The sequence below is a fragment of the Proteus terrae subsp. cibarius genome (assembly GCF_011045835.1).
Taxonomy (GTDB): domain Bacteria; phylum Pseudomonadota; class Gammaproteobacteria; order Enterobacterales; family Enterobacteriaceae; genus Proteus; species Proteus cibarius.
In genome coordinates this window covers 2883593-2909270 of sequence record NZ_CP047349.1, presented here as the reverse complement: position 1 = coordinate 2909270, position 25678 = coordinate 2883593, and the positions used below count along the sequence as shown (strand labels likewise).

Genomic DNA, 25678 nt, shown 5'->3' with positions numbered 1-25678 from the left:
TAACTTTATGAGTCGGACTGCTAGCTTAATTTTTCTAAAGCCCATTTGATAGGGTACTGATAGGCATCATCAAGCATCAAGCTTAATGATTTGAGTGTCTCTTTCAGTGGTTGATTATCGCGATGTACAAGATTGAGATGACCCACTTTGCGGACAGGGCGAACTTCTTTTTCATACCAATGTAAATGAACTAATGGTAATGAAAGCCATTGAGGGTTGACATCAGTACCAATCAAATTAACCATTACTGCCGATTGGCAAACTTCAGGTTTTGGCATAGGTAAATCTAAAATTGCACGTAGATGTAACTCAAACTGGCTAATTGAGGCACCATTTTGTGTCCAATGACCACTGTTATGAACTCGAGGGGCTAATTCGTTAATAAGTAATTTATCACCAACGATAAAGCACTCCATCGCCATTACACCCACATAATTGAGCTTATTAAGGATGGCGGTCAGCATTTTTTCCGCTGATTGTTGTAGTTTTGATGCAGGCGTTGGTAATGCAACACTCATGCGTAAAATGCCATCTTGATGCAGGTTGTGAGTCAAAGGGTAGAAAACACAATTTCCGTTACTATCTCTCGCACCTACTAATGACACTTCACCTGAAAAAGGAATACCTTGCTCAACAATACACTCACCATAAATTTCAGCGGGTAATTGTTGTTCTTCACCGGGATGAATGCGCCATTGACCACGACCGTCATACCCACCAACACGGCGCTTCACAATAATAAAATCACCCAATTGAGCGAAGATATCAGACCATTGTGTTGGTGATGTTAATGGTTGCCAAGGTGCTGTTGCTAAACCTAGCTCATCAAGAAGTTGTTTTTGAGGCAATCTATCGGCAAGCAATGGGAAAATGTCACGGTTTACAAAGTTAGTATGACGTTCTAATTCTTTGGTGAGTGCGGTTTCAGGCCAGCGTTCAATTTCAGCTGTGATTATGCTTTTTTGATAGGGAACGGCTTCAGGCTCTGCATCTAATCCTACTGGATAAACTGCAATTCCTAAAGGCTCACCGGCTTGTCTTAGCATTCGCCCTAGTTGGCCATTTCCAAGAACACAAACTGGCTTCATAGTGCCTCCCTTGGATCAGGGTTATTTAAGACATCATCAGTTTGTGCTGTACGCCATGCTGTTAGTGCTTCAAAAATAGTAGGGGAGTGTAATGCTAAAATTTGAGCGGCTAATAAAGCCGCATTGGCGGCACCTGCTTTACCAATCGCTAAGGTTCCCACAGGAATACCTTTCGGCATTTGCACAATAGAGTAAAGGCTATCAACACCGCTTAATGCAGCACTTTGAACAGGAACACCTAATACAGGGACGAGTGTTTTTGCTGCGAGCATACCTGGTAAGTGGGCAGCACCGCCTGCTCCTGCAATAATGACATCAAAACCATTACTTTTGGCTTGTTCTGCAAAGCTAAATAACTTATCAGGGGTACGGTGTGCAGAGACAATCTCAACATGATAAGGAAGTTGTAGTGCGTCTAGTACATCAGTGGCATGAGACATTGTTGCCCAGTCACTTTTAGAACCCATTACAATAGCGATACGAGCGGAAGAGGTATTTAGACCAACTTGAGAAGACATTACTTAACTGCTCCTGTAAGCATAAACGGATATAGCCTAATAAACTGAGCATGATAGTATCACGCTAACACGCACAGGAAAACGTTTGCGTAAAGAAAAAAAAGCCTTTTTATGAAGAAAATAAGCAAAACAACTTAAAAGGGAAAATGAATAAGTTCTATTTTTTCAGCTGTCACTTTAAACATAGAACCTTCAGTATGCCAAGCACCTAATACACCACGATAATGTATTTTATCATCAATATTAACAGTATGAATTGCCGGGCGATGAGTATGACCATGGATCATCCATTCTGTATTGAAATGCTTAAAAGTATCAATCACAGCCTGCGGGTTAACATCCATGATGGCATCAGACTTATATTGATTTTCATGCTGGCTACGTGAACGCATTTTGTCAGCAATACGCAGTCGAATAAATAGAGGCAACAACAAGAATAAACGCTGAATAAATTTATTATGTACTTTTTTGCGGTAACGTTGATACGCTTCATCATCTGTACAAAGTGTATCACCATGCAAAATTAGGATGCGATGCTTCTCAATTTCGAGCACTTTTTCTTGTGGAAGTAAGGTGATACCACTCTCTTTTGCAAAACGAGAGCCAATTAAAAAATCACGGTTTCCATGAATAAAATAACAAGGTACTCCTGCATTTTTTAGCGTCATCAGAGCTTGAGCAATTTGTTGATGTAAAGGATTAGGATCATCATCACCTATCCAAAAATCAAAAAAATCACCTAAGATATAAAGTGCTTTTGCATGAATAGCTTGTTCTTTTAAAAAGCGAAGAAAACCGGCAGTGATTGCCGGTTCATGTTCACTTAAATGCAGGTCTGCAATAAAAAGCGTACACATAAAAAGTGAGGCTTATTCGCTAACCGTTACACTTTTAATGATGATATCTTCGCGAGGAACGTCTTGGTGGAAACCGCTACGGCCTGTAGAAACAGCTTTAATTTTATCAACAACGTCCATGCCTTCGACAACTTCAGCAAAGACACAATATCCCCAACCATTTGCATTTTCAGCACGGAAGTTTAAGAAATCGTTGTCTGCAACGTTGATAAAGAACTGAGCCGTAGCAGAATGTGGATCGTTCGTACGAGCCATTGCTAATGTACCGCGGTTGTTTGCTAGGCCATTGTTTGCTTCGTTTCTTACAGGTGCTTTGGTCGCTTTTTGGTTCATACCTGGTTCAAAGCCACCACCTTGGATCATAAAACCATTGATGACACGGTGGAAAATAGTGTTATCGTAGAATCCTTCTTTACAGTAGTCTAAAAAATTTTCTACGGTTGCAGGCGCTTTGTCTGCAAATGTATTAATCACGATATCGCCGTAATTGGTATGAAAAGTAACCATATTCAGATCCTAATATAATTTTAGCTTTACCCAGATTTGGGCATAAACAACAGTCCCGTTTTTATATCACAGTTGCCTAATTTAGTCAGTATGCATCTTTTTCTCGCTCTACTTTTTCTTGCCAAATAAATCAGTAATAGAAAGAAAAAACACTTTTCGCCAAAATTTAGCCAAATAATAGAAGTTTGATTGTTCACTATCAACGATTGAACAGTGAAAATAAGCGTTAAGCAGAGTAAGATAAAAGCCCTAATCTTGCGTTTGCTTTGACTGCAAGATCCAATATCCTTATTAATATCATGCTATAGTAGTTGTTATTTTCTTTTATATAAAAACGTAATAAACACGTACAGTTGAAAACGGGAACGTCCACTGATGCTAAAGATTTTTAATACTCTCACTCGCCAAAAAGAAGAATTTAAACCTATCCATGCAGGAAAAATAGGTATGTACGTGTGTGGCATCACTATTTATGACTTATGCCATATTGGTCATGGACGTACATTTGTGGCGTTTGACGCCATAACCCGTTATCTGCGTTACTTGGGATACGATGTTAACTATGTGCGCAACGTAACGGATGTAGATGATAAAATCATCAAACGTGCGATTGAAAATAATGAAACATGTGAGCAATTAACGACTCGTATGTTAGCTGAAATGCATAAAGATTTTGATGCATTAAATATTGCTCGCCCTGATTCAGAACCACGTGCAACACACCATATTGCTGAAATTATTGAATTAACAGAAGCATTAATTAAACGTGGGCATGCTTACGTTGCCGACAATGGCGATGTGATGTTTGCGATTGATACTGATCCTGATTATGGCTTACTTTCTCGCCAAGATTTAGAGCAACTACAAGCCGGTGCTCGTGTTGAAGTGGCTAACGTAAAACGCAATCCAATGGATTTCGTCTTATGGAAAATGTCTAAACCTGGTGAACCAAGCTGGGCGTCTCCATGGGGAGAAGGTCGCCCCGGTTGGCATATCGAATGTTCTGCGATGAATGGTAAAGAATTAGGACATCATTTTGATATTCATGGTGGCGGTTCAGACTTAATGTTCCCTCATCATGAAAATGAGATTGCACAGTCAACTTGTGCCCATGATGGCCCTTACGTTAATTACTGGATGCACTCGGGTATGGTGATGGTAGACAAAGAAAAAATGTCTAAATCACTTAATAACTTTTTTACTATTCGTGATGTATTGGCTTATTACGATGCTGAGACTGTGCGTTATTTCTTATTATCAGGCCATTATCGTAGTCAACTTAACTACACTGAAGAAAACTTAAAACAGGCTCGTACGGCATTAGAACGCCTCTATACTTCATTACGCGGCACTGATGCAGATGCACAACCTGTGGGTGGCGAAACGTTTGAAGCACAATTTATTGACGCAATGAACGATGATTTCAATACACCAGAAGCTTATTCAGTCTTGTTTGATTTAGCGCGTGAAGTGAATCGTCTAAAATCAGTTGATATGAATGCGGCAAATGGCTTAGCCGCAGTATTACGTAAACTGGCTAAAGTATTAGGGTTATTAGAGCAAGAACCTGAAAGTTTCTTACAAAGTAGTGCTAAAGCAGATGATGCTGGTGAAGTTGAAAAAATTGAATCGTTAATTCAACAGCGTAATGATGCTCGTAAAAATAAAGATTGGGCTGCAGCTGATGTCGCTCGTGACGCATTAACAGCGATGGGGATTGTTTTAGAAGATGGCCCTCAAGGAACAGTTTGGCGTCGTAATAATTAATACAATGATTGAGTAGTTACACTTAATACATGTTTAATATAAAAATATCGGATATTAAATATCCGATATTTTTTTGTCTGATGATTAATTTATTGACTAATAATACTCGTTTTTCTTTCGTTATCTTTTTGTTTATCTTCAAAATAAGAAATCACATTTTCAGAGAAAAAAAGCCGATGCGTTAAGATAACGATAATAGAAAAAACAACAAAGCTAATCTCTGACATATTTGTTAATGACATCGAAATACTAAGCATAAAAAAGAGCGAAATAGATAAACATACCCATGAAATTTTCAAAAAAGAGTAAGCATTTCTACTATTTCTAGCTAGTTTTATCCATGCTGTAACTTGCATTATCATTGTTATAACTAGACACAGCATGATGAAAAAACCCACTAGTATTGTTTGGCCACCACCCATTGCCATTGCTAATAAATAAATTGGCGCCCCAGCAACTAATATAAATAAACTGATACCTAAAAATAATACTGAAATAACTTGGATCCATAAAAGTACTATGGGCCTTTCCATAATTTCTCCTAAAAACAGAAATAAGTTTTTATTGGTTTTAGAATATCTTTGTTAAAATTTATTAAAGTGAAGTTTATCGGATAAATGGAAAAAATAAAGTTTGATTTAATAATAAATAAATATTAATCAATTAAAGAGATTCTATTTTAGAGTTTTTATAACATAGCGTTAATATATTGAATAAAAAAGTGGTAACTCTACTTATTATTATTCAATTTACCACTATGCTATTAGTTATAATTTTAGGGGAGTTAATTCTACTTCTGCCATCATTTTTGCTAATTGTTCACGATCGTGAATACCAACATTGGTTTGACTTACCGCAAGTGCAGAAACAGCAGTAGCAAGACGTAAGGTGTGCTCACTGGTTTGTCGCATCATTAAACCATAAATTAAACCACCCACCATTGAATCACCAGCACCTACTGTACTTACAACATCACATTTAGGTGGTTTTGCCATCCATGCGCCAGATGCGTTTACCCACATAGCACCTTGTTCACCTAATGAAATAACGACATGAGCAATACCTTGCTGACGCAATGTTTGTGCTGCTTGTACAATATCAGAAAGTTCAGGTAAAGGTCTGCCTGCCCAAATCTCTAATTCATGATGATTAGGTTTAACTAACCAAGGAGAGGCTTTTAATCCTGCGACAAAAGCATCTCTGCTACTGTCGAAGATCAAGCACATACATTCGCTACGTAAGCGTGTCATCCACGCAGTGAAATCATTGAGATCAACACTCGGGGGAACACTACCGCTGACACAAATCATATCAAATTGACCCGCCCAACTTAGTGTGTCGTTAACAAAGCGAGTCCAGTCTTGTTTTGTGATTTCAAAACCTGAAAAATTGAAGTCAGTTACTTTGCCATTAGGTTCTGTGAGTTTGACATTAATACGAGTACGGCCTTCAACCATTTGAAAACGGTTAGCGATACCGGAGTCACTGAACTCTTTTTGGAATCCATCTTGGTTTTCTTTGCCTAAAAAACCGCCAACAGTAACATCAACGCCAAGGCTTTTTAAAACCTTAGCCACATTGATGCCTTTACCAGCAGCATGGAAGCCAGCCGTTTTAACACGATTAACTTCACCAAGTTCAATGGGATTACTTAAACCAACAAGATCATATGCAGGGTTAAGTGTGATGGTTGCTACTCTGCGTTTCATGCTAGTTCCTTACCTTAAATAAAAGAACAGGCATCGATTTTTGCTGTAATTTAGCAAAGATAAAGATACCTTGAGTGGGTAAGTCGAGCATAAAATCTCCTGTTAGATAAAGGGCAAGAAAGACTTAAATATCACAAAATAACAGCTAAAATAGCATCGCTGGGCTGAATCGTTTCAAATTATAACCTGTAATTTAGTACAAACAATGTTCTTTTGCCTAATAAAAGTAGAAATAAATTAGATCTAAATCACATTTAAGGGCATTTAAACATGAATAAACGGATAAAAATATCAATAAAAAGAGTTGTTGCTGAAGTTTTACAGTATTGGTTAAAAAGTGTTATCTACATATAAAATAATAACTTATAGCACTTCTTTTTATCTATTTTTTTATAAAATGTACAATTTGCTGAACTGTGAAAGGAGATTATAACCATAGATCGGCTTAAAAATGATGATCTAGATTTAAATATATTAAATTAAATTGTATGATTTTATTTTAATTCAATGAGTTATATTGATTTTCTTTTTTAGAATATGACTAAATAAGAAAAAAGAGGGAGAAAATGCGAATTAAAGGTAAAAAAGGATTAAAAAGAAAAAAAGCGAAGCTGAGATAGCGACGCTTTTTCAATATTAATTAATTTGCTGATTATTTGCTGACGCTAACGGAAAACTCACTAAAGGTGACCACTTTCCCTGCAACAATTTTACAGCGTTTACGGGTTTCAACTTCGCCGTCAACACTCACTAAACCTTCTGCAATGACACTTTTAGCAGAAGCTCCGCTTTCAGTCCAACCTTGAAGTTTTAATAAATCACAAAGCTCGACATAGTCGTGCCCATCTAATTGAAATGTTTCCATCGATTAATTATTTCCTGTTTCAGGGTCGTGGTACTCTTCGCATGCTTGCAAAGTATTTTGAATAAGTGTGGCTACGGTCATTGGACCTACACCACCAGGGACAGGAGAAATCCAGCCCGCACGTTGAGATGCTGCCTCAAAATCAACATCCCCGACAACTTTACCACTTTCAAGACGGTTTATACCGACATCAATCACGATTGCACCTGGTTTAATCCACTCACCAGGAATAAAGTTAGGTTTACCTACCGCCACAACAACTAAATCCGCGTGCTCAACATGAAAGCGCAGATCTTTAGTAAAACGGTGAGTAACCGTTGTTGTACAACCTGCAAGTAATAGTTCTAAGCTCATCGGGCGACCAACAATATTTGATGCACCAATAATAACGGCATTTAAGCCATTCATAGGAATATTACAACGCTCTAGAAGTGTGACAATACCACGAGGTGTGCAAGGGCGTAATTTAGGTGCTCGCTGGCATAGGCGGCCGATATTGTAAGGGTGAAAGCCATCCACATCTTTATCAGGATGAATGCGTTCTAAAACCTTAACATTATCAATTCCGGCAGGTAAGGGGAGCTGAACGAGGATACCATCAATGGTGTTGTCTGCATTAAGCTGGTCGATAAGATTTAATAAATCAGCTTCACTGGTAGTATCTGGTAAATCATAAGAGCGAGAAATAAAGCCAACTTCTTCACAAGCACGGCGTTTACTTCCAACATAAATCTGTGATGCCGGGTTATCCCCCACTAAAATAACAGCTAAGCCAGGCGCTCGTTTTCCTGCATTAATACGTTGTTTTACTTTTTCTGCAACTTCGCTTCTGATGGTCTGCGCAATCGATTTCCCATCTATAATTCTTGCTGACATCTATACATCCAAATTATTCAATTACGGTATTGGTCTATTTTGTCAGATCAAGAGCAATCTGTCAGTCGAATACTTGCCATATTTTGACCATATAGTTTGATATCGGTGAAAAAGCGTTGACTCTCAGAATGTTGAACGTATAATTCACACCCGTTATCAGCAGTGATTGCTGACGTCTAAGTTCCTCTAGGCGCCCTTAGCTCAGTTGGATAGAGCAACGGCCTTCTAAGCCGTAGGTCACAGGTTCGAATCCTGTAGGGCGTACCATTTCGAAGTATCCTCAAGTCTACCGAATTCAATCAAATACTAGTATAATACTTGCTATTACTGCATTTAATCATAATTGAACTCTCTAGAAGTCAACTGAATACCTTGGAAATCAAGTTTAAGTTGGGGGCTTTTATGGGGGCTCATTAGATCCAATGAAAATAGGGGCCCCATATGCCACTAAATGCAAGACAAGTCGAAACTGCTAAATCTCGTGAAAAAGAATATAAACTTACAGATGGGGGCGGTCTTTATCTACTAGTTAAACCAAATGGTTCCAAGTATTGGCGATTAAAATATCGAGTGGATGGTAAAGAGAAAAAATTATCCATTGGTGTATATCCAGAAATTTCACTTGCGGACGCTCGGTTGAAGAGAGAAGAGGCAAGGAAAGTTATAGCTGTAGGCGGTGATCCAAGTAAAGAAAAGCAAGTAGAAAAACAAGCTAGGAAAATAACAGTGGAGAATACCTTTAAATCAATAGCATTAGAATGGCATGAATATAAAAAACCAAGTTGGTCTAAAGGTTATGCTGAAGATTTAATGGAAGGATTTGAAAAAGATATTTTCCCTGATTTAGGTAAATACCCAATTGTTGAGATAAAGCCATTAGATATGCTAAACACACTTCGAAAGTTAGAAAAACGAGGTGTGTTAGATAAATTAAGAAAAATCAGGCAAGCTTGTAATCAAGTATTTAGATATGCAATTGTAACAGGAAGAGCTGAAAATAATCCTGCATCAGAGTTAGCGTCAGCTTTATCAACTCCAAAAGCGGTTCATTTTCCTCATTTGAATGTTGATGAATTACCTGAATTTTTAGTTTCATTGGCTAATTATTCAGGAAGCCCTATAACAAGGTTAGCCACTCGAATTTTAATGTTAACAGGTGTTAGGACCATTGAGTTGAGAGCAGCTGAATGGAGTGAGTTTGATTTTAATAAAAAACTATGGGAAATACCGATAAAACGAATGAAAATGAAACGTCCGCATTTAGTTCCTTTGTCTAGTCAAGTTATTGATGCATTGGAAGAGCTAAACAGTATTTCAGGGCGTTTTAATTTAGTATTTCCAGGGCGGAGTGATATAACTAAGCCTATGAATGAAGCTAGTATCAATCAGGTATTAAAAAGAATTGGTTATCATGGTAGGGCTACGGGACATGGTTTTCGTCACACAATGAGTACCATCCTGCATGAGCAAGGTTATAATACTGCATGGATTGAAACTCAGTTGGCTCATGTTGATAAAAATACTATCCGTGGAACTTATAACCATGCGCAATATTTAGATGGCCGTAGAAAAATGTTGCAATGGTATGCTGATTACATTGACGGATTAGAGCATAAAAATCAATCTGTTATAGTGAGTTTTAGATAATTTAATCGTTAGATCCGATTTGGATCCGGCCTTCGGCACCATAAGAACATCAAGAGACGTCAACCGACGTCTTTTTTTGTATCTGAAATCCCAGTTTTACAAGGCTCTTCCCCGCTTTTCAGTCTTCCCAAGTATACTAAGGTCAACCCACATCAAGTACCTGCTGTTGGTATATGTGTTGGTATCTCTCGATTCGATAATAGTTTGTACCAACAGAAGGAGATAAATTATGGCTCTTACTGATGCTAAAGTCAGGGCTGCCAAGCCTTTGGATAAATCGTATAAATTAACAGACGGTGATGGTATGCACTTGATGGTACATACCAACGGCTCAAAGTATTGGCGTTTACAATATCGCTTTGGCGGTAAGCAAAAAATGTTAGCTCTGGGTGTTTACCCTGAAATCTCACTCGCAGAAGCTAGAGAGAAAAGAGATGCCGCCAGAAAGTTAATTGCTAATGGATTTGATCCAAGCGAAAAACGCAAAGAAGTGAAAGAAGAGCAACAAAAAGAATTTAATACATTCGAGAAGGTTGCACGTGATTGGCATGCAACCAATAAGAAGTGGTCGGAAGGGCATAGCCATCGAGTCCTCAAAAGCCTTGAGGACAATATCTTTGCCGCTATTGGTAAACGTAATATCGCTGAACTAAAAACTCGTGATCTACTCGAACCCATTAAAGCCGTAGAGATATCTGGACGTCTTGAAGTGGCGGCACGCTTACAGCAACGAGTGACTGCCATAATGCGCTATGCCGTGCAAAGCGGTTTAATCGAATATAACCCAGCGCAAGATATGGCTGGCGCAGTCGCCACAGGCAAACGAGTCCATAGAGCTGCATTAGAACTTAAACGCCTACCCGAGTTCTTACAACGCATCGATGATTATAAGGGAAGACCTTTAACTAAACTTGCAGTCAAACTTACCTTGTTAGTCTTCATACGTTCCAGTGAATTGCGCTTTGCTCGTTGGGATGAAATTGATTTTGAAAATGCCATGTGGACGATCCCTGCTGAACGCGAAGCGATAGAAGGGGTGAAACACTCACATCGTGGGTCAAAAATGCGCACGATCCATTTAGTGCCTTTAAGTCGACAAGCCATTGAGATCTTAAAACAGATCTATCAATTCAGCGGCAATCACGAACTGATCTTTATCGGCGATCATAATCCTAGAAAACCCATGAGTGAAAATACGGTAAACAACGCATTACGTGTGATGGGCTATGATACTAAGACAGAAGTATGTGGGCATGGCTTTAGAACGATGGCATGTAGCTCGTTGATTGAATCAGGGCTATGGTCGAAGGATGCTGTAGAAAGGCAAATGAGCCACCAAGAACGTAACTCTGTGAGAGCTGCTTATATTCATAAGGCAGAGCATATTGAGGAAAGGCGATTGATGGTGCAATGGTGGGCTGATTATCTAGATGCGAATAGAGAGAAGGGGATTAGTCCTTTTGATTTCGGGAAGAAATAATCAATACTCTCATTTTGATCATCTTTTTGTTTCCCAAAATGAATACTATAAAACGAACTCAATTCATAAGGCGGAGGGGTAATGAACTCAATAGAATTTGAAGAGTTAGCTGAAGAGTCGTTAGTAACATTTGCAGAAATTTCGGATGGGGCTGCACGAAAACTCGTATCCGGAGTTACTATTTCGGCTGATAGTTTTGCTAGCGGTAATACTCTTACTGGGTCAAAAGCCTATCAGAATCTTGATAAAATTACGAAAGAAAACCGTGATGCTTTGACAGCCTTAAAACTAGAGCCCTCGATAGCGCGATTGGTATTAGAAGATGAAGATGGTAAATCTCTTGTAGTTTATATTGCGCGAAAGAGCAATTTACTTTTAGCGTCGGGTAAGCAAGTTGCTAGCTATGGGTCAGCAATTGGGAAACTCGCAGAATTACCGGTTGGTGAAGAGCGTAATGTTACTCTTAATGAGAAAACTCAGGTTTTATCATTAATTGAAAAGACAAGTTTTATACCCCAAGTCGTGGATGGTGAATGGGAATCGACTAACAGTCAGTATCGTCATATAGAACGAGGGACTTTCTCTATTGAATCTCTACGTTCATTATTACGGGGACAAGGTATAGATGTAGATGATGAACTAGAACGGATGCTTGAGCTTTCCGCTACAACAGGTGGTATCCAGTCAGGGATTAGTCATCAAATACGAACAGCAATGGGGTTGAGAGACCAACCCGTTCTCGATCAATTTCAGGGTGATATATTTCGTTTGCCAATAGATAGTCAGTTGATTATTTTAGGCCCTCCAGGAACTGGTAAGACTACAACTCTTATTAAAAGATTGGGACAAAAGATCGATTTAGATAATCTTGATGAGAATGAACTTCGTATAATAAATGCTGCAAGCAAGGAGGGGCCACATGAAGTTAATTGGCTTATGTTCACGCCTTCGGACTTGCTTAAACATTATCTCAAAGAAGCTTTTAATCGAGAGCTGGTCCCAGCCTCTGATGAGCGCATAAAGACATGGAATTCTTATCGCAGCGATATGGCTCGCAATACTCTTGAAATTCTTCGTTCTGCGAATGGTGGCAGATATGTGCTCAGGCTTGAAATGAATAATTTAGCAGAAGAGATGATTCTCGACCCAAGGAGTCTATATGAGGCTTTTAGTTCATTCCATGAAAACCGCTTAAGAGTACAGTTAAAAGAAGGGATCGATGTAGCATTGAGATGCTCTGCCGCAGCTAATGTACCCTTTGTTCAACAATTACAACAAATGCTCTTCTCCTTAAATGATAGGTCGCTTATCGAGGCTTATAGAGTCCTTAGTAGCCAGGATGAAAAAATTAAGTCTGTATTAAGCGATTCGGTTGAAATTACCAATAAGTTGCTCAAAGGAGAACGCAATCGCCTCTTTAATCGTGATAAGGAAGTGTTCCACCGTTTGTCTATTTTCTTAGATAGCCAACAACAAGATGAAGACCAAGATGACGATTCAGTATTTGATGATGACGAAGATGAAGGAAATAATACTCCTACGGTCAGCGGCATTCACAAGGCTGTAAAAACTTATTTGAATACATTACGCACACTTTCTCGAAATCGATACCTCAAGCGTAGTTTACCAAAAGATTCTCGTGCTGCTCGTATCCTTAACTGGTTGGGAGACACTTTACCAAGTGAGAATGTACTGCTTGAGATTGGACAACATATTAGTTTTCAAAATGGACTACGTAGATTTGTTAATCCATTTAAACGTTACGTTACTGATGTTCCTATGACTTATAATATTTTTCGTAAAGAATTGATAAATAAAAAATATATTTATCGCATGGCACCAGTAACACCTGTCAGTTTATGTGGTACAGAGTTAGATGCTATTATTTTATTGATGCTCCGAAATAGCAGGGAACTATTATCTCAATCTTTTGTTCAGCGTGATTTGAATGCTCCACGGTTTGAGTTTTTAAGAAATATTGCAAGTCTGTTTAGAAGCCAAATTATGGTCGACGAAGCTACGGATTTTTCAGTGTTGCAGTTGGCTTGTATGGAAAGCCTTACTTCTCTGCGAAGTCGTTCATTCTTTGCATGCGGTGATTTTAATCAACGAGTTACTGAGGATGGAATACGCAATCTAAGCCAAATTTCCTGGGTTAGTTCAAATATTCAGGCAAGAAATATCTCTCTAATCTATCGACAAAGTCGATTGCTCAACACTTTTGCGGGAAGACTGTTGAAGTTGTGTGGTGGTGATCTTAGTACTCAGGGACAATTACCTGAGGAGAGTAATCATGAGGGTGTAATGCCAGCGCTACTTGAGCATGCAAATGAAGATGAGGCAGCTGATTGGATTTCTCAACGGATTACCGAAGTCGAGCGGTCTGTTAAACAGATGCCTACTGTTGCAGTACTGGTAAATACTGAAGCCGATGTTAAGTCTATGGCGGAACGTCTAACTAAATATCTCGAACCCATTAATTTAAGGGCCGTGGCCTGCGAAGAGGGAAAAGCTCTTGGTCAAGGTGCAGATGTTCGTGTTTTCGATATACAACATATCAAAGGTCTAGAATTTGAAGCTGTATTTTTTGTCGGTGTAGATCAGCTTGCAGAGCAAAAAAATGATTTATTTGATCGTTATCTTTATGTTGGAGCAACTCGTGCAGCCTCTTATCTTGGAATGGTTTGCTATGGTAAACTTCCAGATAAAATTCAAGGCTTATCTTCTTTGTTTACAGCAGAATGGAAATTATAAGTATACTGTTTAATTAATGACACATGTATAACTTTATGATTCTATAGTACTCTTCTCCGCGCTTTAAGCGCGGAGAAGAGATTTTATTTAGTGTTTTATTGTTGTCAATTAAAAATAGGTTTACCATCTTCGCGATAAAATCACTTTCTCCTAATTTAATGCTTACAAAACAATCTGAAATCAATGTGTAGACTGCTGCAAACGATTCATGTCTGTATGAACCATTCGGTATATTATTTATATTTAACTCCTGCCCTGGTCTGATTCGTCTACAGACCACTTAGGTGACAGTGTAAGCATAGTGGTAATTTTATCCATCAAATTACACCAAGCTTTGCATACAGTTCTTTTTTCTCTTTCAGGCGGTTATCCAATGGTGCTACTCGCAATACAGCTTTCAAATAAGCCGCAGCACCAGAGTAATCGCGCATTTGCTCGCAAACTAAAATGAGTTGGCTTAACACATGGAACTTCATTGGAGTTGCTTGGTTTACTTTTTCCAATAGTGCTCTTGCTTCAGGATATTTAGCTTCAAGGCCAAGGATAGAAGATTCTAAATACATGGTCGCAGCGTTTTCTGCTTCAGCTTGCTTTCGTTGCAACAACCAGCATTTTGCTTGACTGATATTGCGCAATTGTAGGTTTGCCTTAACAATCAGCTCGAACAAATCCGCTGGTTGAGTCAACTTTCCCTCAAGCAAGATCGCTTTATTGTCTTCTACAACTTTTTCAAAGTCGAACAAGCGATTGGCTCGGTACAAGGCAATAAGTTGCTGATGTAGAGCTTGTAAATCTTTACTGCGGCTATACTCCTGCGATGCTAACTGAGCGGCTTTTTGGTAAGACTGATCGGACATTGCTTGAAGTACCGCACTTGACCAGTCTTGATCAGACTTAGTATGAAAAACTGGAACAATGGCACCAACTTTTAGTTGCTTAATTGTGGCTGCATCAAATGCATGAATTAAGTCGGAAATAGTTGAAAAGCGATCCTCAGCTCGTTTTTGTAAGCAGGTAAGAACCACTTGCTCCAGGTCGGTATGAATAGAGCTATTAATCTCTGTCGGAAGCTTGAAAGGTGAGTGGCGCTGAACTTGTGCTGGCGTGTCATGGGGTAGCTTTCCTGTCAGCAGCTGGTATAGCAATACACCTAAACTATAGATGTCGCCCAACAGTAGCTCTTCTAGACTGCCTCTACGGCTATCGACATTGGAGAACTCTGGGGCCGAATACAACACAGTCCCACCATTTTCTCGGGTACGAACGTAGATCTCTTCTGGCAAAGCGGAGCTGCCAAAGTCCGTCAACTTCACCAGATCACGTTCACCAACCAAAATGTTATGCGGCTTAATATCTCCATGGGATATTGGCACTGGGAGCTCGGCCAGATAATGCACAGCACAGAGCACTTGACGATATATTTTGAACAATCGCTCATAGGTCTGGCCAAAATTACGCTGCCTGTCATCGAGCTTTTGCGCTAAGGTTTGGCTAGGAAAATACTCCATTTCAATATAGAACCATTCATTATCTATACGGCCCATATCAAAAATTTGCACAATATTCTCGTGCGGCTCGACGTCTAAAAGTTCTTTACCTTCGGCAAGCTGACGGTCTTCCCGAGTAATATCCTTAGGGATTTTTACTGCGACGATTTTTCCATCTTGCAGACGCTCCGATCGCCATACCCAACCATGACTACCATCACCAAGACATTCAAGTAACAGGTATTTGTTGCCAAGGCGTTTATTCGTCCCTGGCAAAAAATGTGCTGATTTTATATTCACATCAATACCTCATAGTGAATTCTGTCCAAAGCAATCATGCTCAGATTTTTGATAAATAAAAAGCGACTAAACACCACCTCAACATCAGGAGCGGCGCTTATTTGGGCACCAGTGGACGAAGTAAAACCCATGCGGCAAATGTCTTTCAGTTTTTGGGTATCAGGTGCACCTACCAAGCCTTGGCTCCAGGCACTGAGGGCCAGGGTTTTGGGGGAATGATTCCAGCGCTGTGCTGCTTCCAGTAAGTTTTTTAATTTTTCCTCTAGCTTTTGCTGTCCTTTCGCAGAACCATCAAAGCGTTCAAATTCGATTAAACACAGAGGCGATGCTGAAGCTTTATGAAACCAGCCCGAGTCTGAGCGAATATCAGCGCCAAATGTGCCTGGTGCTGGGCATTCCACCACCGCCATAAATGATTGCTCATGCCCAAATGTATTCCAAACACTGCAGCCTAAGCTGTGGACCAATACATCCTGGTCCAGTAGCTTACCGCTTGCTAAAAGTGGAAAATTTTCATTTACCCAAGCAACTTCAGGCATAGGCAGCTTAGCCATTGAAAGAGCCCCAAACGCGCAAGACTTCCGGTGATTCACCACCGTGAATCAATGCCTTACTACCGACTTTAACAAGCAGTGGTGCAGGGATTGAACGACCACATACCAAAGCCTCTCCAGTTGATAAACTCGGAAGCTCCTCTAGGTCAGCTTTACTCACCATGTCTGATGCTTTAGCTATAAAACGTTGATCATCTGGGTTCTTTAAGCGCATTGTAATCAGGGTGTTGCACTGAGAAGTCACATCCGAGTCTAATTTCGAAGGACGCTGGCTCACAATGCCAAATCCAACACCAAATTTACGACCTTCACCGGCAATCTTTTTAATAATGCGGTGACTGACTGCATTGCCACCGGCCGGGGCAAAATTATGGCCTTCTTCGTAAATGATAAAGCATGGGCGCAGCGGGTCCGTCTTGCTAGATGCTGCTTTTAATATTTCACTAGATAACAGTGCACAAACGACCTGCTTGGCGGTATCACTCAAACCTTGTAAGTCCACAACGACTAAACGCCCCTGTTGATTGCTCGGGCGACCCACCATTTTGTAAATATCAGTTGGCTCAGCCATCGTTGCACTGTAAAAACTTTTGGCTTCATTAAGCACGCGTGAAAGCTTCATCGAGGCGACAGCGGCACTACGGCCCGATAACGCCTTCGCCTCAGCTTCAGAAAGGTCGTCCCACTCTTTTAACTCTTCAATGCCATCACCTAATAAGAAGCGCAGGCGGTTAATATCTCGTGGCTCTGTCTTATCAGCAGAGCGCCAATAACGAATTGCAACATCGAGTACTCGTTGCTGCGGTTCCGTTAAGCCAGGTAATATTTCAGCAATATCGTCCATTTCAAAATGGTCGAACTGAAGCGCTAATGGTGTGTTCTTGCTGGCGTATTTATGTTTAAAAGACTCGTGTTGCGGTGAGTAAACCTGAATACCTGCACCGACGACTTGCAGCTTTTCAAAGTTCTGTTTAATCAGTGGCAGTGCTTCTTGATCACGCTTATCGTCAGTAGCATCTAAGAAGCTTGAGAATTGCAGATTACCGCCAGCGAGGGCTTTACCGTATTCACCATGAGGGTCAAATACTACTACCGTACCGTTATTAACCGCGACTAAACGCTCAATAATGCGGCCAACTGTATAAGACTTACCTGAACCCGTCATTGCCAGAACAGCCAAATGCTCAGTGACCAACTTGTTCACGTCAATAAAAACAGGAACTGTATTCTCGCCTTTGTCGTAGCCTACTAAGTTACCCAAGTGCAAACTGGAGTGTTCATTAAATTCGTAAAAATCACTCAAAAACTGAAAATCGACGGTTTCAACAGCGGTACCTGGGTTAAGTGGGCGACGTGGAATTTTGATTTGACGAGTAACAGGATCGCGGTAACCAACCAGCTCGACCTGAGCAAACATATTCTCACCAGTTACATTCGCACCGGGCAAAAGCTCAAGCTCGGTTACACCATCGCCAAAGCCGGCGTTATAGAGCATATTAGTACGGCTTATCTTGGTCACTCGCCCCAGTACGGCGACTTGCCCCTCATCTTTGCGTTCTTGGTGCATAATGCGTACAAACTCGCCACGGCGTACTGAAAACGAGTCTTGCACAACCATAGTTAACTGACTGGCATCACCAGTGTTACCGACTAATTTACCTAAAACTTTATAAGCCATTATTCAATCCCTCATCGAGGCCTGCCAACCACCCGGCCTCAATATCATTATTCTTTAGTGCCTGGTGTAAACCCTGGCGATAAAACGTAGCAAATTTAGGTAAAATACCAAGCTGTTGATAGCCAAGTAATTGTGGCAACGGCATTGCATTACCTTTGTTTTGCATATCCAGCACCATCAGGCGAGAGGCAACTAAATCGAGATCAGCACTTTTCCATTCTGGTTCGTCACCCGCTAATTGCACCATTTTTATCTGTCCACCTCGGGCACTACGGAAGTGAAAACCAATTAGACCTTGCTTAGCTTCAATATTGGGTTCAATGCGCTTTTCTTGTTCAGACAAACGAAATGCGATGGTGCGCGAATAGTTGCCTAAAATACCATTGATAAATCGCAAATCCCCCACGCCAACCAAACTTTCATCCAGTCCTTCCAGATTTTGCATCAACTCTTTAGAAAACCCATCAGATGCTAAAATTTGTTTGCGTCCTTGTTCGGTACGTAAATCTTGTTTGGCGATACTTACAATAGCACTAAAGCGCTCAGCCAAAATGCTCGCAAGTACTACGCCATTTTGATTCCAGGGAAAAATTCTGGAGCGATGGTTTTGCCAAAAAGTTTCTATCACTTGTCTGGTTTTTTCGTACTCTTGTTTATGACGGACATTTCGCTCCAGCGGAGCCATATCCCGTGCTAAAAACAACGGCGTATCCAGCAAAATTAAATCGCCAGGCTCATAACTTAAAAGTTTTTTCTCAACTAACTGATAAGCCTGACGAATTTCAATTAAATCAAGCCGTTTACGCTGAGCTTCAAAATCAATATCATCCAGTTCTGATACCGAGTCACTACCCACCGTGCTGACTTTATTGTCATCTATTAGCAAATCTGTGCGCACTGCTGCACTGGCATAAATAAAACCACCCAATACTTTGTCTAAGCACGATTTAGTCGCAATACCGGCTACGCGTAAATTAACGATTGTGGGCTTGGGGACCGCTTTCACTAAGCCAGCATCACGGAACAGCGGCGCCACTTGCTCAATATCGCGGACCTGTTTAAGCAAGCGTCCTGCACTTCCCGGTAAGCGAAGCTGGCTATCGATGGCGAGCGATTGCGCTAAATTCATCGTTTTGTTCTCATTCATGCTTATAGCGTTCCTGTGTGTAGCTGCTCGCTAAGTAATGGGGCATAAGCCCAATATTGCGAGGCTTGTAGGCATGTTTTACCGGTAGCTGTTATGCCCGCGTCGTCGATAAAATCGTGCTGCCGCAACATCTCACCCCGCTTGACAATATCAAGGCTATTAACATCAAACATCAGCTTAACCGCATTATGCTCAGACAACGCTTGTAAGCTCATGCCACTTCCAGCGTAGAGTAGTAGCAATACAACCAGATCGTGCTTATCTGGTGTGTAGTCAGTTGATGGCGCTTTAGGTTTGATTATTCGTTCAGCAATGCCTGCATGGTCCACAAACCAATTCAACCAGCTCACCAGGATCTTACTATGATCGAGTAAAGTCAGCGACCACAAAGGTAACGTGGTAAAGGCTAATAGCCCACTGTTGCTGTGTTTTCGTATGTAGCGGGTATGCACTACATCACCGGCCTGGTGCTGGTAGCGATCTGCGCTGCCAGTAAAGCCAGCAATAGCCTGGTCTGTTTCACTGGCTAGCAAAGCGGTTAGCCCCGGTTCCTGCACCCTCAAGCTCGCTGGTACTAACTGCCAATTCAGTTGGGAGGGCAATTGCGCTAATAAGGTAAATTGTTCAGCTTTCAGGTTTATTACCAAAGCGGCACAGCCTGCCTGCATAGCCCAGTGATACAGGTGCTGAATAGTATTAGCGTCAGTCAACTCTTCTGCTTGCACTATTAACAAACCGCTGGCAGGCGGCGAGCTAATCCAATCCTTCGTTAAAGGAGTAGCCCCCGCAACAGTTTGCAAAAAACGGCCTTTACGATTACTGGCCAGTGCCGCAGATAAATAAAGACTCATCGCGTCACCTCTATAAACCAGTGGCAAAGGTAAGGCGCATTTTTACAATGCCTTTGTCTACAAGTCCTTCCTGTTGCTCAGGTGTTAACACGGGTTCCTGATTTTGGCTCAAAGCCTGATAAATCGGTTGCCAATCCGCCAGTGTTAAGCCTGTATCTTTTAATATTTGCTCACCTTGACTCTGCCATTTGGCTTGGGTGCTTTCACACACCTGTTGAAGTTCTCTGACACTCAAATTGCTCACATCCTCCAGAGTCAACGCTGCTGGTTCCGCTTGCTTTTGAGAAGCCAATAGCGGTTTTAATAACGGCAGCCAGCTGTTTACTTGCTCAATGTAGTTACGTCTTACTTGGTTTAGACGCTCTTCAATTTTAAGTAGCTGTCCTTGAATCGGTGTAAGTTGACCGCGTGCCGGTTTTAAAAGCTCTTCTGGTAAATCCCGTAACGATGAAAACTGCCCATTGCGCAAACTGTTTTGCATACTTTGACGCTTGTTCTCGGCATCGTTGGGGAGATCGGCAGTAGCATCTTCAATGAGCTGTAATTTCATTACCAGTTTTGGTAGCTCTGCGATGTCATCGGTGAACTGATACTCAGCCGTGGCGCTACTAAGCCATTCTTGCAGTTGTTGTGCACGTAGTTTTTGCTCTGTGAGGTTATTAACCAGCTTACTAAATCGTTCTTTGCAGTTGCGGTAGCTGGACAAAATATGCCCCTGAATCTCCGCTATCGGCAACTCTTGATCATTGTGCAGATTTAAACCCACCTCTTGCGCTAAGGCTGAAAGCTTGTCATGCGCTCTACCTAAATCAAGTTTACGCAGGTAATGCAGTAAGGTATCGCTGTCTGCTTGCTGCTCTTTTCGGCCAGTGGCACTGCTGGTATCGTCTTTTAACGCTCCATCTAAAATATGACCTATGGTGCGCAGCGTGTTGGTGTACAGACGTTTCGGGAAATTCGTCAGCGGGGCACACTCTGTTTCAACATCTATGATTAAATCAGCGAGTCGGTTGTTGATACGCTCAGCGCTGCGCTCAACAAACTCGGCAAATAAACAGGCCTGTTCAATCCGTTGATAAAGCGAGGTCGTTTTGTCTTCTAAGCTGAGAATATGGGCATCTTTTAGCATAGGCCTGGAACTATTAAGCGGTTTAACCTTTGCTACCAGCTCCAGCACTTCAGCACGTTTGTGGATAAGCCCTGCCAATACTTTCGTGTCGTTGGCCTCGACCATATCAGTCAGTTGTTCTTCTTGCTGTTTAAGCACGTTAAATAGCGATTGTGCTTTTTCCAGCTGCTCTTTAGCTTCCACGGTGACGAAACCCAGCTTATTTTTACCCAGTGGCGCGAACATTTCATTAATGCGTGCATAACCATACACGCGGCTCATGACTTCCACATTGGCCGCGTAGCTGCCCATATCGTTACCGCTGAACCAGTTTTGTGCTTCTCTAATGGCATTTTCTAAGCGGGAGCGCGGGTAGTGCTCCCAAATTGCCTGTTTTTCAGTTGGATTGGTTAACGTGAGTAAGTTCAGCTCTCCACACCACCACATCCAGTCATTAAACACGCCTTTGGCGGTAACATTCGTTTCAGCCACATAGGCGAAATAAAACTGTTGCTTAAAGCCTTCGAATTGCCACTTGTGCTTTTTATTAGGGTGAGCAATACGGGCTAAAAATAATGGGATCTGCGCCTGGCTTCGCTGCACATTATTAAGTTCAGTAAATAGCCCAGCATGTTCATCGGCCGTGTAGCCTTTGGCAATATAGCTGCCCGGCACCTTAAGTTTATCCAACAAGCTGCTCAGCTCATTCACTGGCACGCCGTGTTGCTGCTGTAAATCGAGAATGCCGTTTAACTCAGGGTGAGCAATGGCCAACTGATACCAGCCTTTAAACAACAGGTCGCGGTCATTCGGTGATAACTTACCATCTACCTTTAACGGCCATGCAATTAAACCGCGCTTCTGCAAGCGCTGGCGCCACTTGTGAATGGCATCCGTGGCAAAGGTAGTCAGGGCATGCAGCTTGTTTTTGAATTTCGCGGTAAAGCTGTCGGCAGTTAAATTCACGCCGTGCAACTGGCATGCTGCCAAACTTAATCCAATACGCTCTAACTGGTCTGCTTCGCTTGGGTTGACATAATGCAGCAGTATCGCATCACGCAACTCATTTCTTTCGTCCAGTCGGCTGTATTGCTCCATGAGATGTGCAGATGCGGTTAACGCTAATACTGGCGTGCGACCATTTTGGTGGCTGTGGTTTGCCGCAAAGGTGTGAAGATTGTTCAGCTCAATTAGGTTACTGACCCAGGCAAACAAGGCTTTACCTTCTGGGTGAAGCTTAAATCCATCAAGGGTAAGTAAACCACCCTGGCGGCCACGGGGCTCGGTTAAAATAGCCAGAGGTGCATCGTCGCTGCCCGCCTTATTACTCAGCAAGTTTTCATCATAGCGCCAGTTGTTATCCAGCAAACGTACAAAGCCCGTTACACGGGTTAATGCCTTGATGAGCGGCTTCTGGCTGCTTTGTTTGCTAAGTTCACTCATCGCCTGTTCATGAGCATCGCCCATGGCGGGATCTTTAAAAATCAGCGAGTTTTGCTGGGCGCTGCGATAGCGCAAATCCAGACGCAGTAACATCGCCACACTGGGGCCAATATGCGTTGCTTCGCTGGCGTCCAGTTCGGTAGTTTCACCCACTAACTTGTGCCATAAGGCATCGGCAGCAAATTCAATCGCTGGGTGGTCATACAGTAAGCTGAGTAAGTATTTAAGCTCACCTTTTGACAGAGGCAGTAATACCGCGTCTTTATCGCCGCTTGCGGCTTGTTCTTTAATTGAAAAAGTACGCAGGTTATCCAGCAAAGTATCTAAGTTCAGCGCTTGATCTACTGCAGGGTAGTACCATTCATCTTTATCGCGGCGGAATTTGGCTTGCTCCAGGGCTTGTCGGCACTGTAGGCGGTCAATGCTCAGTTTGCGGTAATGAGCGGCTATGGGGTCCAGATCTTCGTTTTTCAGCGCCAGCAGTTCAGTGGCATAGCCCATTTCAGCTAAGCGCACGGGTAATTGGCCGTAGAGCAAACTACGACATTCGGTCAATAGTGCCTGGTCGCGAGTTTGAATGCCTTCTATCGCACCTTTATCCAGCACATGCCTGGCCACGCGGCCAGAGCCTGCCAGCACAGCTTCAAATAAATCGCCCACATCCTTGATACTGCGGCCTGCTTGTTGGTATTGGCTCAGCACTGCATCCACATTAGCCATGACCACGTTAAACCAACCGAAGTTGGCACCACTCATGGCGTATGCAGCTTCCACTAAACCAGCAGGGTAATTAAAACCCAGCTTGCCGTCTTTTAAGAGGCTTGCCACATAGTCTGATACATCGGCAAAGGCATTATGCTCAAGTTCTACTAACTCAAAGCGGCGTGCGACCGATTGAATTTCGCGCAATTGCTGGCCAAGCAGTGGTGAACACAGCGCCACATAGCGCAACCATGGAAGTTTACGGCGAGGGTCTTCCTCTTTAATTGCTTTACCAATCAGGCGAATGGCCTGGCCATCGAGACGTTTATCTTGTTCATCCTCCAGGCCAAAGGTGGCGGCTTCTGCAACGGTTTCCAGCTCATCCAGCACCACCAGCATATATTGCACGCCAAAGCTCTTTAATACTTTATAGGCGGCTTGCACCAAACTGACTACCAGCGATTGGTCAGTATAGAGGTCTTCTTCGCTGTGATTGGCGTTCAACTGTAAGGCATCTGCTAACAGTTCAGATTTAAAGCCAAATGGCATTAAGCGTTCATAGGCTTGTTTGGCAATTTCACTTTGAATCGATCCATCAAAGGTTTGGGTGGCCAGTGGCAACAGCGCCTGATATAAACCAAAAGCAAACCAGTTATCCGAGTTTTGATAATCTGATGCCACTTGCGAATAGCGAATATAGAGCGCCAGGTATTTATCTTGCGTATCGCGATTAAACAGCTGCTTATTGTGTAGTTGGCCTTGTTCGTCGCGGACAAACCAGCCCCTGGAGCAATCGTTAATTTGCGCGACCAATTCATGGCCTAAACGTGATTTACCCCGGCCCCATTCGGCTTCAACGGCAAACACATGAGCAAAGCGATCATCGTCGTGATCTACCGTATGCAAAAAGGTTTGAAAGCGTTTGAAAAATCGGCTTTGGCCCACTAACGGGTCGCGAGGTGGATAATCTGATACGCCCGTCGCCGCCCAGCGATGTTGTTTTGCCAGGCTATCAACCATCTGTTCGTTTAATTCAAAACTCATAACGACGATCCTTGAAGGTTTATTCTATTGGAGGCGCGTTTTTTATTGGCATAGCAGTTTTGCGCCAGTTGCTTAATGGTCCGTTGTAACGTTTGGCTTTTGTAGCCAAATAGCGGTGCTAACGGCAGGCTATAACAGGCATCGCTGAAGCTTGTGTGAATTCGATATTGGCCGGACTCGCCACGACCCGCCTCGGTAAATTGCCAGATTTTTTGTGTCAGCAATTCGGTGATGAATGAGCTTAGGGCGCGGTTTAGACGGTTGATGCTTTCTGTGTTCGCATTGAGTGCCGGGTAGAGGGTGATATTGAGCTCATTGAGCAGAAGCACAAGAAACTCAGCCAAACTGCCTAGGCTCACCTCATCACCTTCAATACCTTGTACTGCCACATTTATTTGACCGGGTGCAAAGGCATTTTGCCCGGCAGGTAAGGTGAGCAACAAGCCGCCACGTTGCTCGGCAGCCCAGGCATCTTGCACAAAGATAATGAGACTGAGTAAAAATAACCAGGGCTGTTGGGCGAATAGCTGGGTAAGCGGCACGTTGTCATGACTTGAGCGGGACACCAATAACCAATCGGCATTGGGTTTAAGGTCATGTTCATCAAGCAAGGTATTAGGGAGTGCTAACAACCGCCCACTACACCAGTTATTTGTCAGTTGTTTTGCGGTGACATCCACCGCTTGTATAGGTGTCGGTGGTTCATTTTGTTCGCTCACGGTAAACAAGGTATGGCTGGTGCGCAAAATACGACATAGAGCGGGAATGGCAGCATTGTCGTTTAGGCTATGACCGAGTAAATCGCGTTCGGTTTGTGCCAGAGGGCCGGCAATGATTTGCGGTATGGTAGCAGTGCCTTCCAGTTGGGCTAAAACCCATTCACTGGCATTGCCCAGTTGCTGAATGAGTTTAACCAATACCATTGTGTCACTCATCGCGCCTGCTTCCTGGCAGCGAGCGGCAGCTAAATTTATCCAATGTTGGCGAACATCTGGGTTTAAGCCTAACAACGCTAATTGCCATTCACCTGACTGGCTTAAATCGTTAAAGGCATCCAGCAATGGTGCAGTGAGGCTAAAGGCGCTAACGATATCGGTTTCAGCATCGTTCTTTTTCAGCTGTATTATTGGTTGTAGCAGTGACCTGAGGGCAGGCACAGCCGGCAGTAACAACGCTGCTTTGTTGGCGGTTAAACCGCCTTGCTGCCAAAGCTGCAGGCAGAGGTTAAGTGCCGCTTCGCTATTTACGGTGTCGTTATTTTGCTTGGTTGTAATGCTGTCCATGCCCCTGGTCTCC

General features: G+C 42.3%; 19 protein-coding genes and 1 tRNA gene. 5 read left to right on the top strand and 15 right to left on the bottom strand.

All coding sequences use genetic code 11. The features are described from left to right. Nucleotides 1–20 precede the first annotated feature (20 nt). The 4 genes from purK to ppiB form a co-directional block, all read right to left on the bottom strand. Nucleotides 21–1088, bottom strand: coding sequence for a 5-(carboxyamino)imidazole ribonucleotide synthase (gene purK / locus GTH25_RS13460; protein ID WP_156733948.1), 1068 nt, complete (start codon nucleotides 1086–1088; stop codon nucleotides 21–23). Beyond that, entirely contained in the window at nucleotides 1085–1606 is a 522-nt protein-coding gene (gene purE / locus GTH25_RS13455) for a 5-(carboxyamino)imidazole ribonucleotide mutase (RefSeq protein ID WP_075673942.1), read from the bottom strand. Before purE ends, purK begins: the two co-directional genes overlap by 4 nt. A 134-nt stretch (nucleotides 1607–1740) precedes the next feature. Then, nucleotides 1741–2463, bottom strand: coding sequence for a UDP-2,3-diacylglucosamine diphosphatase (locus GTH25_RS13450; protein WP_075673943.1), 723 nt, complete (start codon nucleotides 2461–2463; stop codon nucleotides 1741–1743). A gap of 12 nt (nucleotides 2464–2475) precedes the next feature. Next, nucleotides 2476–2970 (bottom strand): peptidylprolyl isomerase B, encoded by a 495-nt coding sequence (gene ppiB / locus GTH25_RS13445; RefSeq protein ID WP_036934689.1) that lies wholly within the window; start codon nucleotides 2968–2970, stop codon nucleotides 2476–2478. 375 nt (nucleotides 2971–3345) lie between these two features. On the opposite strand from ppiB, the gene cysS reads away from it, so the two are divergent. Beyond that, nucleotides 3346–4737, top strand: coding sequence for a cysteine--tRNA ligase (gene cysS / locus GTH25_RS13440; protein WP_075673944.1), 1392 nt, complete (start codon nucleotides 3346–3348; stop codon nucleotides 4735–4737). A gap of 89 nt (nucleotides 4738–4826) precedes the next feature. Here the strand turns inward: cysS and GTH25_RS13435 are convergent, their stop codons facing one another. The 4 genes from GTH25_RS13435 to folD form a co-directional block, all read right to left on the bottom strand. After that, complete coding sequence (locus GTH25_RS13435) at nucleotides 4827–5270, bottom strand: hypothetical protein (RefSeq protein ID WP_075673945.1); 444 nt, start codon at nucleotides 5268–5270, stop codon at nucleotides 4827–4829. A 234-nt stretch (nucleotides 5271–5504) separates the two neighbouring features. Continuing rightward, nucleotides 5505–6446: a 1-phosphofructokinase gene (gene fruK / locus GTH25_RS13430; protein WP_075673946.1), complete on the bottom strand. Its 942-nt coding sequence runs from the start codon at nucleotides 6444–6446 to the stop codon at nucleotides 5505–5507. Between the two features lie 652 nt (nucleotides 6447–7098). Then, nucleotides 7099–7311 (bottom strand): ribosome-associated protein YbcJ, encoded by a 213-nt coding sequence (gene ybcJ / locus GTH25_RS13425; protein ID WP_075673947.1) that lies wholly within the window; start codon nucleotides 7309–7311, stop codon nucleotides 7099–7101. Between the two features lie 3 nt (nucleotides 7312–7314). Then, nucleotides 7315–8187, bottom strand: a complete 873-nt coding sequence (gene folD, locus GTH25_RS13420; RefSeq protein WP_075673948.1) for a bifunctional methylenetetrahydrofolate dehydrogenase/methenyltetrahydrofolate cyclohydrolase FolD — start codon at nucleotides 8185–8187, stop codon at nucleotides 7315–7317. A gap of 190 nt (nucleotides 8188–8377) precedes the next feature. Here folD and GTH25_RS13415 point away from each other — a divergent pair. From GTH25_RS13415 to GTH25_RS19225, 4 genes are all read left to right on the top strand, one after another. Then, nucleotides 8378–8454, top strand: a tRNA-Arg gene (locus GTH25_RS13415). A 174-nt stretch (nucleotides 8455–8628) separates the two neighbouring features. Next, a complete protein-coding gene (locus GTH25_RS13410) occupies nucleotides 8629–9834 on the top strand; it encodes a tyrosine-type recombinase/integrase (protein WP_164530658.1) in 1206 nt (401 codons plus the stop codon). Between the two features lie 229 nt (nucleotides 9835–10063). After that, on the top strand, nucleotides 10064–11314 hold the full coding sequence (locus GTH25_RS13405; protein WP_164530657.1) for a tyrosine-type recombinase/integrase: 1251 nt from the start codon (nucleotides 10064–10066) through the stop codon (nucleotides 11312–11314). Nucleotides 11315–11395: 81 nt separating this feature from the next. Then, the gene (locus tag GTH25_RS19225) at nucleotides 11396–14068 is read left to right on the top strand and encodes an ATP-binding domain-containing protein (RefSeq protein ID WP_164530656.1); all 2673 of its coding nucleotides are present in this window, start codon (nucleotides 11396–11398) and stop codon (nucleotides 14066–14068) included. A gap of 317 nt (nucleotides 14069–14385) precedes the next feature. Here GTH25_RS19225 and GTH25_RS13395 read toward each other — a convergent pair whose 3' ends face one another. From GTH25_RS13395 to GTH25_RS13365, 7 genes are read right to left on the bottom strand one after another with little or no spacing between them, the layout of a single operon-like run. Then, nucleotides 14386–15855, bottom strand: coding sequence for a serine/threonine-protein kinase (locus tag GTH25_RS13395; protein WP_164530655.1), 1470 nt, complete (start codon nucleotides 15853–15855; stop codon nucleotides 14386–14388). Continuing rightward, nucleotides 15852–16409 carry a hypothetical protein gene (locus GTH25_RS13390; protein WP_238795283.1) on the bottom strand — a complete coding sequence of 186 codons (558 nt, stop codon included), beginning with the start codon at nucleotides 16407–16409 and terminating at the stop codon, nucleotides 15852–15854. Before GTH25_RS13390 ends, GTH25_RS13395 begins: the two co-directional genes overlap by 4 nt. After that, complete coding sequence (locus tag GTH25_RS13385; RefSeq protein WP_164530654.1) at nucleotides 16402–18087, bottom strand: helicase HerA domain-containing protein; 1686 nt, start codon at nucleotides 18085–18087, stop codon at nucleotides 16402–16404. Before GTH25_RS13385 ends, GTH25_RS13390 begins: the two co-directional genes overlap by 8 nt. Further along, nucleotides 18077–19234 carry a hypothetical protein gene (locus tag GTH25_RS13380; RefSeq protein WP_024223197.1) on the bottom strand — a complete coding sequence of 386 codons (1158 nt, stop codon included), beginning with the start codon at nucleotides 19232–19234 and terminating at the stop codon, nucleotides 18077–18079. The genes GTH25_RS13385 and GTH25_RS13380 overlap by 11 nt, the downstream gene beginning before the upstream one ends. Nucleotides 19235–19236: 2 nt before the next feature. Further along, nucleotides 19237–20085, bottom strand: a complete 849-nt coding sequence (locus tag GTH25_RS13375) for a hypothetical protein (RefSeq protein ID WP_164530653.1) — start codon at nucleotides 20083–20085, stop codon at nucleotides 19237–19239. A gap of 10 nt (nucleotides 20086–20095) precedes the next feature. After that, nucleotides 20096–24382 carry a hypothetical protein gene (locus GTH25_RS13370; protein ID WP_164530652.1) on the bottom strand — a complete coding sequence of 1429 codons (4287 nt, stop codon included), beginning with the start codon at nucleotides 24380–24382 and terminating at the stop codon, nucleotides 20096–20098. Further along, nucleotides 24379–25665 carry a hypothetical protein gene (locus GTH25_RS13365; RefSeq protein WP_164530651.1) on the bottom strand — a complete coding sequence of 429 codons (1287 nt, stop codon included), beginning with the start codon at nucleotides 25663–25665 and terminating at the stop codon, nucleotides 24379–24381. Before GTH25_RS13365 ends, GTH25_RS13370 begins: the two co-directional genes overlap by 4 nt. Nucleotides 25666–25678: the final 13 nt, after the last annotated feature.